This window comes from Agromyces sp. Root1464, assembly GCF_001427265.1.
GTDB lineage: Bacteria > Actinomycetota > Actinomycetes > Actinomycetales > Microbacteriaceae > Agromyces > Agromyces fucosus.
On the sequence record NZ_LMFU01000002.1, the window covers coordinates 1,969,061 to 1,983,485 of the forward strand.

General features: G+C 71.1%; 17 protein-coding genes. 5 read left to right on the forward strand and 12 right to left on the reverse strand.

Features of this window, described 5'->3' with window-relative positions; genetic code table 11:
- The first annotated feature begins 199 nt into the window (after positions 1-199).
- From ASD23_RS14700 to ASD23_RS14710, 3 genes are all read left to right on the forward strand, one after another.
- Entirely contained in the window at positions 200-937 is a 738-nt protein-coding gene (locus ASD23_RS14700; protein WP_056012096.1) for a GntR family transcriptional regulator, read from the forward strand.
- The gene (locus ASD23_RS14705; RefSeq protein ID WP_235507755.1) at positions 934-2,157 is read left to right on the forward strand and encodes an alpha-D-ribose 1-methylphosphonate 5-triphosphate diphosphatase; all 1,224 of its coding nucleotides are present in this window, start codon (positions 934-936) and stop codon (positions 2,155-2,157) included. The genes ASD23_RS14700 and ASD23_RS14705 overlap by 4 nt, the downstream gene beginning before the upstream one ends.
- 106 nt (positions 2,158-2,263) lie before the next feature.
- Positions 2,264-2,809 carry an OsmC family protein gene (locus ASD23_RS14710; protein WP_056013347.1) on the forward strand — a complete coding sequence of 182 codons (546 nt, stop codon included), beginning with the start codon at positions 2,264-2,266 and terminating at the stop codon, positions 2,807-2,809.
- A 21-nt stretch (positions 2,810-2,830) separates the two neighbouring features.
- Here ASD23_RS14710 and ASD23_RS14715 read toward each other — a convergent pair whose 3' ends face one another.
- The 6 genes from ASD23_RS14715 to ASD23_RS14740 form a co-directional block, all read right to left on the reverse strand.
- Positions 2,831-3,025 (reverse strand): hypothetical protein, encoded by a 195-nt coding sequence (locus ASD23_RS14715; RefSeq protein ID WP_056012099.1) that lies wholly within the window; start codon positions 3,023-3,025, stop codon positions 2,831-2,833.
- Positions 3,022-3,942 carry an SDR family NAD(P)-dependent oxidoreductase gene (locus ASD23_RS14720; RefSeq protein WP_082571480.1) on the reverse strand — a complete coding sequence of 307 codons (921 nt, stop codon included), beginning with the start codon at positions 3,940-3,942 and terminating at the stop codon, positions 3,022-3,024. The genes ASD23_RS14715 and ASD23_RS14720 overlap by 4 nt, the downstream gene beginning before the upstream one ends.
- A 38-nt stretch (positions 3,943-3,980) precedes the next feature.
- Entirely contained in the window at positions 3,981-4,322 is a 342-nt protein-coding gene (locus tag ASD23_RS14725) for a chorismate mutase (protein ID WP_056012100.1), read from the reverse strand.
- Complete coding sequence (locus ASD23_RS14730) at positions 4,315-5,580, reverse strand: RNA polymerase sigma factor (RefSeq protein ID WP_056012103.1); 1,266 nt, start codon at positions 5,578-5,580, stop codon at positions 4,315-4,317. The genes ASD23_RS14725 and ASD23_RS14730 overlap by 8 nt, the downstream gene beginning before the upstream one ends.
- Complete coding sequence (locus ASD23_RS14735) at positions 5,580-5,948, reverse strand: YciI family protein (protein WP_056012108.1); 369 nt, start codon at positions 5,946-5,948, stop codon at positions 5,580-5,582. Before ASD23_RS14735 ends, ASD23_RS14730 begins: the two co-directional genes overlap by 1 nt.
- 67 nt (positions 5,949-6,015) lie before the next feature.
- Positions 6,016-6,675, reverse strand: coding sequence for a DUF998 domain-containing protein (locus ASD23_RS14740; RefSeq protein ID WP_056012111.1), 660 nt, complete (start codon positions 6,673-6,675; stop codon positions 6,016-6,018).
- 182 nt (positions 6,676-6,857) lie between these two features.
- On the opposite strand from ASD23_RS14740, the gene ASD23_RS14745 reads away from it, so the two are divergent.
- Entirely contained in the window at positions 6,858-7,340 is a 483-nt protein-coding gene (locus ASD23_RS14745) for a hypothetical protein (RefSeq protein ID WP_056012114.1), read from the forward strand.
- 29 nt (positions 7,341-7,369) lie between these two features.
- On the opposite strand, the gene ASD23_RS14750 is transcribed toward ASD23_RS14745, so the two are convergent.
- The 6 genes from ASD23_RS14750 to ASD23_RS14775 all read right to left on the reverse strand — a co-directional run bounded on the left by ASD23_RS14750 (position 7,370) and on the right by ASD23_RS14775 (position 12,770).
- Entirely contained in the window at positions 7,370-8,689 is a 1,320-nt protein-coding gene (locus ASD23_RS14750) for an FtsX-like permease family protein (RefSeq protein WP_056012117.1), read from the reverse strand.
- On the reverse strand, positions 8,686-9,387 hold the full coding sequence (locus ASD23_RS14755; RefSeq protein WP_056012119.1) for an ABC transporter ATP-binding protein: 702 nt from the start codon (positions 9,385-9,387) through the stop codon (positions 8,686-8,688). The genes ASD23_RS14750 and ASD23_RS14755 overlap by 4 nt, the downstream gene beginning before the upstream one ends.
- A gap of 162 nt (positions 9,388-9,549) precedes the next feature.
- Positions 9,550-10,320, reverse strand: a complete 771-nt coding sequence (locus ASD23_RS14760; RefSeq protein WP_056012122.1) for a hypothetical protein — start codon at positions 10,318-10,320, stop codon at positions 9,550-9,552.
- A complete protein-coding gene (locus ASD23_RS14765) occupies positions 10,317-11,222 on the reverse strand; it encodes an ABC transporter ATP-binding protein (protein WP_056012125.1) in 906 nt (301 codons plus the stop codon). The genes ASD23_RS14760 and ASD23_RS14765 overlap by 4 nt, the downstream gene beginning before the upstream one ends.
- Positions 11,219-11,578, reverse strand: coding sequence for a GntR family transcriptional regulator (locus tag ASD23_RS14770; protein WP_056012128.1), 360 nt, complete (start codon positions 11,576-11,578; stop codon positions 11,219-11,221). Before ASD23_RS14770 ends, ASD23_RS14765 begins: the two co-directional genes overlap by 4 nt.
- A gap of 262 nt (positions 11,579-11,840) precedes the next feature.
- On the reverse strand, positions 11,841-12,770 hold the full coding sequence (locus ASD23_RS14775; RefSeq protein WP_268753236.1) for a DMT family transporter: 930 nt from the start codon (positions 12,768-12,770) through the stop codon (positions 11,841-11,843).
- A gap of 207 nt (positions 12,771-12,977) precedes the next feature.
- On the opposite strand from ASD23_RS14775, the gene lpdA reads away from it, so the two are divergent.
- Positions 12,978-14,378, forward strand: coding sequence for a dihydrolipoyl dehydrogenase (gene lpdA, locus ASD23_RS14780; RefSeq protein WP_056012131.1), 1,401 nt, complete (start codon positions 12,978-12,980; stop codon positions 14,376-14,378).
- Positions 14,379-14,425 lie beyond the last annotated feature (47 nt).

Here is a 14,425-nt window from a genome sequence, read left to right on the forward strand (position 1 = left end):
GACGGCTGCATGGTTACCGGAAGGTGAACCACAGGCGGCGGCTCCGTGCCCGCTGTTCGAGCAGGTTCCGCCGTGGGTCCACGACGGGTCGTCGCGCCGTCGCGGTCCGGCGATGCGGCGGCACGGCGATTCGGCGATTCGGCGGAGTCGCTGCGTCGACTTCACCTGCAGTTCACCCGGGCGGGCGAGACTTCACCGCATGCCAGAGACGAGGTTCCGTCAGATCGCCGAGCTGCTGGCGGCGGAGTTCGCCGAGCTGCCGCCGGGCACCAAGGTAGCCGGGGAGCACGAGATCGCCGAGCGGTTCGGCGTCGGCCGCGCCGCTGCGCGCGCCGCGATGCAGGAACTCCAGCGACGGATGCTCGTGCGCCGGATCAAGGGCGGCGGCACCTACACCGCGAAGCGGATCGACTACATCATCTCGGCGGATCGGGCTCCGTCGTGGAGCCGCACCGTGCGAGAGGCGGGGGCGGTGCCGCGCAGCATCGTGCTGTCCTGCGAGCCGCTGAAGATGCCGATCGATGTCGCGAGCCACCTCGGCCGGCCCGCCGGCGAGTCGGCCTACCGGCTCCGGCGCCGCTCGTTCACCGACGACCTGCCGGCATCGTGGGGCGACGAGTGGGTGCCGTTCGACGTGCTCCCGCAGCTGCCGACGGCGATCCGCCACGAGACGTCGCTGCACGAGATCCTGCGGCAGATGGCCGCTGCCTCGCCGGAGCGCGCATCGTCGCGCGCAAGCATCGAGGTCGCCGGGGACGATGTCGCCGACGGCCTCGAGTGCGCGACCGGCGACCCGGTCTGGCTCGTCGAGAGCGTCAACCGCGACGGGGTCACCGGCCGGCTCCTGTGCTTCACCCGCCGGTGGATCCGCGCCGATGCCATGCGCGTCGTGTTCGAGCTCGGCGGGCACGTCCCGCCGGAAGGGGCGTCGGCGTGACGACCGCGGTGGCGGCCGGGACGGCAGCGAGCGTCGCTGCGACGGCGAAGCGCACGGATGCCTCGGGGTGGCCGCTCGGCCGTCCGCCTGCCGACTACGTGCTCGGCCACGTGCGGGCGGTGCTGCCCGACCGGATCGTCGACGATGCCCGCATCGTGGTGCGCTCGGGGATCATCGAGGCCATCGAGCCGCACCCACCGGGCGGGGGCGCCGATGTCGACGGCCGCGGCGCCATGTGCCTGCCGGGTCTCGTCGACGTGCACGGCGACGCCGTGGGCCGCGAGCTGCGACCGAGGCCCGGTGCGTCGGTTCCGGTGGGCTTCGCGCTCGCCGCCGCGGAGGGTCGCGTTCGTGCGGCCGGCATCACGACGGCGTTCCAGGGCGTCGCGTTCCAGGAGCGGAGCGCGGTCGGCCTGCCGATCGGCTCGCCGCCGGCCGAGCACGTCGCCGATGCGATCGACGCCGTGGGGTCTTCTGCGATGCAGATCCTGCATCGCGTCGACGTGCGCTGCGCGGTCGGCGCTGCCGCCCTCGACTCGCGGATCGCCGCGGCTGGCGATCGTGTACTCGTCGTCTCGCACGAAGACCACACGCCCGGGCAGGGCCAGTACGCCGACCCCGCCACCATGCACCGGTGGATGGTCGAGGGCGAGGGGATGTCGCCAGAGGAGGCGGCGACGCATGTGGAATGGTGGCGCTCATCGAGGGACGACCGCACCGAGGTCGGGCACCGAACACTCGCGTGGCTCGGCGAGCTCGCGCGGGCCGGGCGCATCCGGCTGTTCGGCCACGACCCCGCGACCCGCCAGGACGTCGACGAACTCGTCGACCGCGGCGGCGCCGTGGCGGAGTTCCCGACGACGCTCGAGGCGGCCGCGCACGCACGGCGCCGCGGCCTCCTGGTCGTCGCCGGCGCCCCGAACGCGATGCGAGGCGGCTCGCACGCCGGCAACGTCTCAGCCGGTGAGCTGATCGCGGCCGGCCTCGTCGACGCGCTCGCCTCGGACTACCTGCCCGACGCCCAGCTCGGCGCGGTCGTGCGACTCGCCGCCGACGGCTCGTGCTCATTGCCCGCGGCCGTCGGCCTCGTGACGAGCGGTCCCGCCGCGGCGGTCGGGCTCGGCGACCGGGGCGCGATCGGGCCCGGCCTTCGTGCCGACCTCGTGCTCGCCGACCTCGACGGCGCCTGGCCGCGCGTGCTCGCGACGCTGACCGCGTAGCTGCGGCGGCCGCGGCCGCGTCGACTCGTCGTCGCCGTGTGACGATCCGTTGCGCCGGGTGACACGCCGCGAGCAGTCCGCCTCGCTCGCCCCATATCGTTCGGGCATGACACTCCTCGACGACACCGCCACGACCGTCTTCCCGCCTGCGGAGCGTGCAGAGCGGCTCGCCGCAGCCGGCGCCGCATGGGCCGACCGCATCGAGCGCACTCCCGACGCCGCCCACCTCACCTACACCGTGACCGGCCGCGGCACCGGCGCCGTCGCGACCGCGATCACCGCCGGCCGCCACCGCTTCGAGGTCGACGAGCCCGCCGCCCTCGCCGGCGACGACGTGGCCGCGAGCCCCGTTGAGTATGCCCTCGCCGCGCTCATCTCCTGCCAGATCGTGGTCTACCGCCTGTACGCCGGCGCTCTCGGTATCCAGGTCGACGACATCGAGATCACGGCCGAGGGCGACCTCGACGCACGCAAGCTGTTCGGCATCGACGAGTCGGTGCGGGCCGGCTTCAGCCAGGTGCGACTCGTCGTGAACCTCCGTGGCCCCGAGAGCGCCGACCGCTACGAGACGCTCCGCGAGACCGTCGACGCGCACTGCCCGGTGCTCGATCTCTTCCAGAACCCCGTGCCGACGACCGTGGTGCTCAGCTGAGCCGGCGTACCGGCCCTGGGCTCAGCGGCGGATGCGCCCCGGCCCCATCGCGGCGCCGAGGCCGACGACGATGATGCCCGCGAAGAGCCACCCGTAGCGGCCCGAGACGACGCCGATCACGGCGAGCACGATGCCGACGGCGACCACGGTGCGCGAGAGGATGCGGCGCACTTTCGGCCGTGCGAAGAACCGCGGCTTCTCGGCGGGCTCGCTCATGCGCCGACGGTGAACGTCGTGCCGGTGGCCTGCTCGGCGAACGCCCAGAATCGGGCGCCGATCGCGGCATCCGTCGAGGTGCGCGTCGGCGTCTGCAGTGCGGGCGCGCCCTTCGTCGACCACCGCGGCCCCCAGAACTGGCCTCCCTCGACGCCCGGCGCGGTGAGCGCATGCAGCGGCACTTCGGCGCCGCGGTGCTTGCCCTGCGCCCACGCCCCCTGCAACGCGTCGCGGAATCGCTTGCCGGTCGACGGCTCGTTGACGCCTGGCACTCGCGGGGTCCTGCCGCCGACCGAGTAGCCCGGGTGGGCGACGAGGCTCGAGAGCGGTGCATCCTCGGCTCGAAGCCGCCGATCGAGCTCGAAGGCGAACACCTGCGTGGCGATCTTCGACTGCGCGTAGGCCCGCCAGGGGTCGTAGCCCCGCTCGAGCTGCAGGTCGTCGATGCGGAACGTCGAGAGCCGGCTCGACAGCGACCCGAGCATGACGATGCGCCCGCCCGGCGCGAGGTTCGGCAGCAGCTGCGCGAGCAGGGCGAAGTGGCCGAGCACGTTCGTCGCGAGCACGAGCTCGTTGCCGTCGGGCGACTCGAGGCGCTGGTCGGGCGTGTGCACCATGCCCGCGTTGGCCACGACACCGTCGAACGGCGGGCGGTGCAGCAGTCGGGACGCACCCGCCCGCACCGAGTCGAGCGAGGCCGTGTCGATGACGAGCGGTTCGACGGATGCCTCGGGGCGCGCGCCGCGGATCGCCGCCATCGCCGCCTCGAGCCGCTCCGGGCTGCGGCCGGCGAGCACGACGTGCGCGCCCGCGCCCGCGAGCCGTGCCGCCGTGAAGAAGCCGATGCCCGCGTTCGCACCGGTGACGAGATACCGCTTGCCCGCTTGCGACGGCATCGCCGTCGGGTACCAGCTCACAGCTCGGAGCTCATCGTTCGTGGCTCACAGTTCGGGGCTCACAGCTCGTCGGCGGCGCCGGGTGCCGCCGCGCCGTTGGCGAGCTCTTCGTGGTGCTGGATCACCTCGGCGACGACGAAGTTGAACCACTTCTCGGCGAAGGCCGGGTCGAGGTGCGCGTCGATCGCGAGGTTCCGGAGCCGGGCGATCTGACGCCGCTCGCGGTCGGGATCGCTCGGCGGCAAGCCGTGCGTCGCCTTGAGCCGGCCGACCTGCTGGGTGAACTTGAAGCGCTCGGCGAGCAGGTGGATGAGCGCCGCGTCGATGTTGTCGATGCTGGACCGGATGCCGAGCAGCTCGCTCATCGCGGCATCTCGTTCGTCGAAGGACCCGTCACTCATGCTTCGAGCGTACTTCCATCCGCTCGGCCCGGTCTTCCAGGTAGTGCTGCTCGATGAGGTTCCCGGTCATCGCCGCGGCCGCCCTGAACTCCTCGCCGGCGAGCTCGTGGTCGCCGGCGCGGCCCAGGAGATGTGCGCGGACCGCGCGCACCCGTCCACTCACGAGCGGATCCTCCGAGAGGCCGTGGGCACGGTCGAGGTCGTCGAGGAGGGCGAGGCCGCGCGTCGCGCCGTAGGCGTGGGCGACGGCGACGACCCGGGAGAGGCGCACCGGAGCGGTGGGTTCGAGCTGTTCGAGCCCGAGGTAGAGCGCGGCGATCTGCGGCCAGTCGGTCGCGTCGACGGAGGCGGCCTCGACGTGCATGGCGGCGATCGCGGCCTGCAGCTGATACGTGCCGACGCTCCGGCGACCCCACGCTCGCTCGATGAGCGCCTTGCCCTCCTCGATCATCTCCGTGTCCCATCGCCCGCGGTCCTGGTCGGCCATCGGCACGAGTTGGCCTGAGGCATCCGTTCGCGCCGCGCGTCGAGCCTCGGTGAGCAGCATCAACGCCGTGAGCCCCTCGGGTTCGGGCTCGGCCGGCAGCATGCGCTGCAGCATCCTGGCCAGCCTGATCGCCTCGTCCGTGAGGTCGCGACGGCCGAGCTCATCGCCGGAGCTGACGGTGTAGCCCTCGTTGAAGATCAGGTACAGCACCCGCATGACGGCGTCGATGCGGGCGCGCCGGTCGCCGTCGGGCGGAAGCTCGAACCGGGCACCCGCCTTCCGCAGCTGTTGCTTGGCACGGCTGATGCGCACGGCCATGGTCGGTTCGGAGACGCCGTAGGCGTGCGCGATCTCCTCCGTCGTGAGTCCCCCGACGGCTCGCAGCGTCAGCGCGATCTGCGAGCCCGCGCTGAGCGCCGGGTGACAGCACAGCACGAGCAGGTGCAGGCTGTCGTCGTGATCGACGACCGCCGGCCCCGGCGTGTTCGGGTCGAAGAGCGAGGGGTCGGATGCCGCGGCCTCCTCCTCCCGGCGGTGCGCGGCCTGCTCGGAGCGGAGCAGATCGATCATCCTGCGGTAGGCGACGCGGATGAGCCAGCTGCGGGGTTCCTCGGGAACACCCTGGGCCGGCCATTGCCGACTCGCCGCGATGAGCGCCTCCTGCACGGCGTCCTCGGCCACGTCGAAGCGGCCGAATCGACGCACGATCGCGCCGAGCACCTGCGGCGCCTCGGAGCGCAGCAGGTGCTCGATCACCCGGTCACCGGGCATCAGGCGAAGTCGTCGCCCATGATCGGACGGATCTCCATCGGCTCGCCGAGTACGACGACCATTCGACTGACGATGTCGCGGGCCCGTTCGAGGCTCGCGACGTCGATCACGGCGAAGCTCGCGAGCACCTCTTTCAATTCGGCGAACGGACCGTCGGTGGCGACCACGCCGGACTCGGTCCTGCGCACCGTGGTGGTCACGGCGGGGTGACCGAGGCCCTCGCTCGTCACGAACTCGCCGGTTTCGCGCAGCTCCGCCTCGAATTCCTGGTAGGCGGCGAAGGCGGCGAGCGCCTCCTCCGACGGGGTGTCGGCGGTCGCCGCGTCCCAGTCGGCGGCCGGGGTGTAGCTGAGCACGAGGAACTTCATGAGCGATGTCCTTCCAGAAGGCGCCGTCGACGCCACGCTATTCGAATCGATGATGGGGATCGAGGGGTCACGCGGCCCGTCGGAGTCTCAGCGCGACCAGCGTCGTCCACGTGAAGGCGATGACGCCGGTGAGCGCGACCTGCACGCTCGCACTCTCCGGGGTGACGGGCAGCAGCAGCACCAGGGCGGTCACACCGTTGCCGATGGCAGGCCAGACCGCGCGGCGACGGATGTCGCGGACGAGCAGCACGATGCAGGCGACCGCGAGCGCGGTGAACGCGATCGCGGCGGCCGCCGAGTGCACGACCGAGTGCCACGACATCGGCACGACTCCCTGCGGCGCTCCGAGCGGGAAGCCGAGCTGCGGATCCATCGTGAAGCACCCGGCCGCGACGAACCCGGCGCCGAAGATGCCGATGAAGAGCGGCGCGGCACGTCTGCCCAACCCTTCGACGACGACCCGGCGGTGCACGATCGCGAGGGCGATCACGCCGAGGCCAGTGAGCACGAACGTCGCGATCTGGATCCACCCGAGCGTCCCGGTGGAGAGCTGGCTGATGGGGTGCACGCGCAGGTCGAAGCCGGGCCGCGTGAGCATCTGGATGATCGCCGAGGCGTAGAAGAGCGGGCCGGCGAGCGCGGCGGCCGCTGCGAGGCGGCGAGTGGACTCGCGTCGAGCGCCGGTCGGCGACTCGGCGCGTGCCCGGTGGTCGAGGTGTGCGGTCATGGTGTCCTCCCGGTGGGTTCGGAATCGTTCCTGTACCGCTACCTCGGAGTCGCCGACACCGTCTTGACATCGCCGCCGAGATTCGTCGGGGAGATCTCCGGCCCGGATGTCAAGGCCGGGACGCCGGCTCCGAGGTATCCGTGACGGCGCAGACCGGTGCGCCGCGAACGAGAGGAACGACCATGAACGACGACACCGCGACCACCGACCCGACCACGGGCGACATCGACGCCTTCGGACTCGGCGAACCGCAGGTGCCCTCGCTCGAGGTGCGAGCGCTCGACCGACTCGTCGGCACCTGGACGGTGACCGGCGGCGCAGAGGGCACTGTTCGCTACGAGTGGATGCAGGGCGGCCATTTCCTGCTGCAGCACGTCGAGCTCAGCCAGTTCGGGCAGCCGATCACCGGCCTGGAGGTGATCGGCCACCTGCACCCGTTCGGCGAACCCGCGGGCGCCGACGTCGTCTCGCGCTTCTACGACTCGGCGGGCAACACGCTCGACTACGTCTACGAGCTCGTCGGCGACGTGCTCACGATCTGGGGCGGCGCGAAGGGAAGTCCCGCCTACTTCCGGGGCACCTTCAGCGCGGACGACCGGGTCGTCGACGGGGCCTGGGTCTACCCGGGCGACGGCGGTTACCCGTCGACGATGACACGCGTCTGATCGTGGCGTTGCTCAGTGGCGGCGGCGGCTCAGGCGCCCGCCGCCGCCCGCTCGAGCATGGGCTTCGTCGCGAGGAGGCCGAGCCACACGACCCCGATGCCCGCGGCGAGCACGCCGGCGATGACCGCGAGCGACAGCGGCGCGACGATGATCGCGGCGCCCGTGAGCGGCAGCATCACGACGGCGGCGGTCACCGCCGACCCGAGCGCCGTGATGCGCAGCGGCGACATGACCGCGCGGCGCCGCGCGGCGTCCATGGTCGGCGTCGGCATGCCGAGCATGTCGAGCGAGCGGTACAGCTCGCCGCGGTCGAGGATGCCCGCGGCCTGGTTCACGCCGACCGAGCTCGCGACCATGAGGAACGAGCCGATCACCGTGATGAGGATGCCCGTGCGGATGTCGGCGAACAACTGCACCGACTCCACGTCGCCCGCCTCGCCGAACGAGTCGAGCAGCGCGATGCCGGTACCCGCGAAGACGGCCATGAAGCTCGTCATCGCGACGCCAGAGACCTGCCGCCAGGCCGCCTTCGGCGACTCGAGCACCGACCGGGCTGCGAGCAGCCGCGCGGGGGTCTTCGCGCGCCTCGCCTGCGACTGCGCGACGAGCCGGATGACCCACGGACCGATGAGGTTCAGCACCGCGATGGTGCCGCCGAAGGCCGCGCCGAGCATCCCGAGGATGATCATCACCGAGCCCGCCACCTGCAGCACGGACATCATGAGGAACGCGAGCGCGATGACCGCGATGCCGAGCACGATGCGGAGCCAGTGCAGCTTCGGGGCGTCCTGCTTCGTGCGCACGCCGAGCGGCGAGATCACGACCTGGCGGAGGCCCAGCACGGCGCTCGCCGCGGCGAGCAGCACGACGCCGCCGAACACGGCGGCGAGCGCGGGCACGCCGAGCAGCACGCCGTCGACGCCGAGGGCCTCGCCGCGGAACGGGATCAGCGCGACGAGCGGGACGAGCAGGAAGTACAGCACGACGCCCGCGACGGCGCCGGCCGCGGCGAGCACGACCGACTCGAGCACGGCGAGCGCCGAGACCGTCGCCGGCGTCGCCCCGAGCAGCCGGAGGGTCGCGAGCCGGTCGTCGCGGCGCCGTGCCGAGAGACGCGCGGCCGCGCCGCCGAGCGAGGCGAGCGGCACCACGAGCAGCACGAGGGCGATGACCGCGAGCGCCTGGTAGGTCACGCCGATCTCGTCGGGCCACGTCCAGAACGACTGCGCGCCGCCGAGCACGACGAGGAGCAGCGAGGTCACGATCGCGAAGGCCGTGACGGGCAGGAGGCTCGCGGCGGCACCGGCCGTGCCGGGCCGGGCGAGCAGCCACGCGACGCGGGCGATCATGCCGCGACTCCGGGCACGCGCTCGCCAACGATGCGCCCGTCGCGCATGTCGACGATGCGGGTGCACCGCCCCGCGACATCCGCGTCATGCGTGACGACGACGAGGGTGCGGCCCTGACCGGTCGTCGAGTCGAGGAGCGCCTGCATCACCTCGGCCGAGGTGGCCGAGTCGAGCGCGCCCGTCGGCTCGTCGGCGAAGACGACGGATGCCCCGGTCACCTGCGCCCGCGCGATCGCGACGCGCTGCGCCTGGCCGCCCGAGAGCTGGCCGATCCGGCGGTCCTCCATGCCGGCGAGGCCGAGCGCCCCGAGCCAACCGCGCCCGTACTCCTCGGCGCGGGCGCGCGGCATCCCGTTCAGCATGAGGGCCAGCGCGACGTTCTCGACCGCCGTGAGCTCGGGAATGAGCAGCCCCTGCTGGAAGACGAAGCCGTACGCCTCCCGCCGCAGCCGTGAACGCTCGCGCTCGCCGAGCGCCGTGACGTCGACCCGGCCCGCTCCCGATTGGAAGGCGACCGTGCCGGCGTCGGGGCGGGTGATGCCCGCGAGGCAGTGCAGGAGGGTCGTCTTGCCCGAGCCGGAGGCGCCCATGATGGCGATCGCCTCCCCCGTGCGCACCTGGAGGTCGACGCCCGAGAGGGCATGCGTCTGGCCGAACGACTTGCTGAGGCCGGATGCCTCGATCACGAAGGAACTCATACCCTCGAGCCTGCCGGGGCGGGCCGGGGCGGCGCGTCGGTCGCGCGCCGTATTCGTGCGCCGCCCTCGTCATCCTCCCGGATGACAGTGCGGTTCGCAGACGGATGCGGCGCGGCATCCGACCCCCACCGGATGCCGCGCCGCGGCCCATGACCCGCTCGATCAGCGGGGTGTCGCCCACCGGATCACGAAGAACCCGACGACGGCGGAGACGGCTGCGAGCGCCAGGATCACGGTGAAGACCCCGACGATGCCGATGCTCCCGAACCACGCGAACACCGCGGGCCACGAGCCGCTGAGCGTGACCGCCGCGATCGCGACGAGCAGCAGGGCGATCACGCTGAACAACAGGATCAGCATGCCCGGGATGCGCCACCGCATGTACACGGTCGTGACGCTCGCGCCGATGAAGAGCACGAGGAGCTGCAGCGCGAAGCTCGTGTAGAAGTCGACGATCCAGCTCTGGCCGTACCAGAGCGCATCGAACATGTGCGTGCCGAGCCACCAGCCGCCCGTCGCGATCTCGAGCTGCACGAGCGTCGCGATCGCCACCGCGTACATCACCGAGACGAGCACGAACATGACACTCGTACCGACCCAGAAATCGCGGCGCGTCGCGCCGAACCCGAGGGCGAACGAGAAGGTGAGTCCGATCGCCTGCACGCCGACCACGACGAGGTACCACTGCGGCGAGAGCACGGCCCAGCTGTAACGCATGTTCTCGAGGTCTTCGGTGGTCACGTTCCCGCCGGAGCCCGCCCGGATGATGAGCGTGATGATGATGGAGATCGCCCAGGCGGCGCCGAGGATGATCCACGGGATGCCGAAGAAGATCCACGGATTGACGGCGTGCAGGCGCAGGATGCGCCAGATCTCATGGGCCCGCGAGCGGGTTTCGGTGCGCACGACGGGTGCGGTCGCGACGGCGGTCATGCTGCGTCCTCCTGTTCGGTCGAACCGGCGAGGTCGGTGCCGGTCAGGTGCACGATGAGCTGCTGGAGCGAGACGGGCGCGAGCTCGAGGCCGAGCTCGGCTGCCTGGATGCGGTCGCGCTGTTCGAGACGACCGTCGATGGTGACGGATGCCAGTCCGCCGAGGCCTTCCCGCCCGATCACGGGCCGGTCGGCGACGAAGGACTCGACCACGGCGCGGGGTCCGGCGATGGTGGTGGCCGAGCCGCGCACCTCGTCGGCGTCGCTGTCGAGGAGGATCCGCCCCTGGTCGATGAGGATCACGTGTTCGAGCAGGTTCGCGACCTCGTCGATGAGGTGGGTCGAGAGCACGACGGTGCGCGGGTGCTCGGCGTAGTCCTCGAGCAGGCGATCGTAGAAGATGTGCCGTGCGACCGCGTCGAGGCCGAGGTAGGGCTCGTCGAAGAATGTCAGCGGTGCGCGGCTCGCGAGACCCACGATCACGCCGACGGCCGAGAGCTGACCGCGCGAGAGCTTCTTGATGCGTCGCTTCACCGGCAGGCGGAAGTCGGCGACGAGCTGCTCGGCGAACGCGGCATCCCAGTTCTCGAAGAACCACGGTGCGGACTTGAAGACGTGCGCCGGCGTGAAGTCCTCGGGGTAGCGCTGCGACTCGGCGATGAAGCACATGCGTCGCAGTACGTCGGCGTGCTCGGCCGGCTCGCGGCCGAACACCTCGAGCGAACCGGCGTTCGCGAAGAGCTGGCCGGTGAGCAGCTGCATGATCGTCGTCTTGCCCGCGCCGTTCCGGCCGAGGAGCCCGTAGATGCGGTTCTCCTCGAGCGTGAAGTCGATCGCGTCGACGGCCGTGAAGGAGCCGTAGCGCTTCGTGAGGCCCGTGGCGCGCACCACTGTGCCGGTCATGATTCGATCCTTTCCGCGCGGAGCATGCCCGCGAGTTCGTCGATGCCGATGCCGAGCTTCTCGGCCTCGATGATGAGTGGTCTGAGGAATTCGGCGGCGAAGCCCGCCCGCCGGCGTTCGACGAGCCGTTCGCGGGCACCGGTCGTCACGAACATGCCGATGCCCCTTCGCTTCTCCACGATGCCGTCGTCGACAAGGCGGGTCACCCCTTTCAGTGCTGTGGCCGGATTGACGCGCAGGAAGGCGGCGAACTCGTTCGTCGACGGGATCTGGCCGCCCTCGGGCAGCGTGCCGTCGATGATGTCGTTCTCGATCTGCTCTGCGATCTGGATGAAGATCGGACGCGATTCGTCCATGTCCGCCCAACTGTGTGCCGTGTTCTGCGCAAGAACCTTGGTTGGTTCATTACTTGTGTAACTAACCAACCATGTGCGCGTGCGGCTGTCAACCCCGAGTTCGGTCGAGGTCGGGACCACTCGTGTCGCACGGGACACGAGATGTCGGGTGTCCCGTGCGACACGGGTGGTCCTGAACTGCGCGCGGGCGCGGCGCGCGTGCGGGCCGGCGGGCAGCGGGGCAGGGCGGGGCGCGGCGCGCGTGCGGGCGGGCGCCCGGCGGTCAGTCCGCGATTGGGGCGCGACGCGGCAGGCGCAGGCGCCCCTGCGCGAGCAGGATGCCGAGGAGCACGAGCACCGCGCCGATCGGCTCATGCCACGAGAAGCGCTCGCCGAGGAGGATCACCCCGAGCGCGACGCCGACCACGGGCGTGACGTACGTCACGGTCGACGCGTTCGTCGGACCCCAGGCGCGCAGCACGTTGATGTTCCAGATGTAGGCGAGACCAGTGCCGAGCACGCCGAGAGCGAGGAGGGAACCGACGATCGCGAGGTCGAGTTCGACCGGCTGCCAGGCGATCACCGGGGTCAGCACGAGCATGATCGCGCCCGCGATGCCGATGTTCAGGAAGGCGAACGTCGCCGGCGCGATCGGCCGGGTGCTCAGGAACTTGCGGGTGTACCCGAAGGTGAAGCCGTAGCAGACGGCCGCGCCGAGGCACGCGAGCTGGCCGAGGAGGCTCCCGGTGAGCGCGGCGTACTGCCACGGCCCGATGATCACGACGACCCCGGCGATGCCCACGAGCACCCCGGCCCACTGGGCGGCGACGAGCTTCTCGACGCGGAACGCGAGCGTCGCCATGAGCGCCGTCGTGATGGGGGTGACGGCGTTGTAGATCGAGGCGAGGCTCGACGAGACGTGCAGTTCGGCCCACGCGAAGAGCATGTGGGGCACGACGCATCCGCTGATCGCGATGACCGCGAAGTGCAGCCAGACGATGGGCTGCCGCGGCAGCACCGGCCCGCGCTCCCCCGTCGGCGACGTGACCCGCGGCCGCATGACGAGCACGATGACCCCGAGCGTCAGGCCGCCGAGCACAAGCCGCGACCACGCCACCTGCGTGAAGCCGACTCCCTCGAGGGCGACCTTCATGAAGAGGAAGCTGGCACCCCAGACCACGCCCATGCCGAGGAACTGCAGCCACGTCGACAGCCGGTTCGACTGCGACGGTGCGGATGCCGCGGCGGCCGTGCCGGCCGGGGCGCTCGGGGTGGTGCTGGTGCTCACCGGTCGAGCGTACGCCCGGCCACCGACCGTCGGACACGGATGCAGAGGTGCATGTCCGGAATCCGCCGAAGCTCGGCAGTCGCGGCATCCGGGCCCTCCCGTTCCCGGGTGCTGCGAGCATAGGCTGGACGCATGACCAGCCATTTCGATGTCGTCGTCCTCGGCGCCGGTCCCGGCGGCTACGTCGCCGCGGTGCGCGCCGCCCAACTCGGTCTCAGCGTCGCCGTGATCGAGGAGCGGTACTGGGGCGGTGTGTGCCTGAACGTCGGGTGCATCCCGTCGAAGGCGCTGCTGCGCAACGCCGAGCTCGCCCACATCTTCCACGACCAGGCGGCGACGTTCGGCATCTCGGGCGACGCGCACTTCGACTTCGGCGTCGCGTTCGACCGCAGCCGCCAGGTGTCGGAGAAGCACGTCAAGGGCGTGCATTTCCTCATGAAGAAGAACGGCATCACCGAGTTCGACGGGCGGGGCTCGTTCACCGGGCCGAACGCCATCGACATCGCGAAGTCCGACGGCACGACCGAGCAGGTCACGTTCGCGAACGCGATCATCGCGACCGGCTCGCGCGTGCGCCTGCTGCCCGGCGTGCAGCTCTCGCAGAACGTCGTGACCTACGAGTCGCAGATCCTCACCCGCGACCTGCCGCGCTCGATCGCGATCGTCGGCGCCGGGGCCATCGGCATGGAGTTCGCCTACGTGCTGAAGAACTACGGCGTCGAGGTCACGGTCATCGAGTTCCTCGACCGCGCGCTGCCGAACGAAGACGTCGAGGTCTCCAAGGAGATCACCCGCCAGTACCGCAACCTCGGCGTGCCGATCCTCACCTCGACGAAAGTCGGGTCGGTCGTCGACAACAGGTCGTCCGTCACCGTCTCGTACACGGCGTCCGACGGCCAGCCGGGTTCGCTCGAGGTCGACAAGGTGCTCATGGCCGTGGGCTTCGCGCCGAACGTCGAGGGCTTCGGGCTCGAGGCCGCCGGCGTGGCCCTCACCGAGCGCGGGGCCATCGCGATCGACGAGCGCATGCGCACGAACGTGCCGCACATCTACGCCATCGGCGACGTCACCGCGAAGCTCATGCTCGCCCACGTCGCCGAGGCGCAGGGCGTCGTGGCCGCCGAGACGATCGGCGACGCCGAGACCATGGAACTCGGCGACTACCGCATGATGCCCCGCGCCACGTTCTGCTCGCCGCAGGTCGCGAGCTTCGGGCTCACCGAGCAGCAGGCCCGCGACGAGGGCTACGACGTGGTCGTCTCGAAGTTCCCGTTCAGCGCCAACGGCAAGGCCAACGGCCTCGGTGAGCCGATCGGCTTCGTGAAGCTCGTCGCCGACGCGAAGCACCTCGAGCTGCTCGGCGGCCACATGGTCGGACCGGATGTCTCGGAGCTGCTGCCCGAACTCACGCTCGCCCAGAAGTGGGACCTCGGCGCGCTCGAGCTCGCCCGCAACGTGCACACCCACCCGACCCTGTCGGAGGCGCTGCAGGAGACGTTCCACGGCCTCGCGGGGCACATGATCAACATGTAGGGCTCGCGACGCCACATTGATAGGGTTCTTGACGCTCGGTCTTTCAT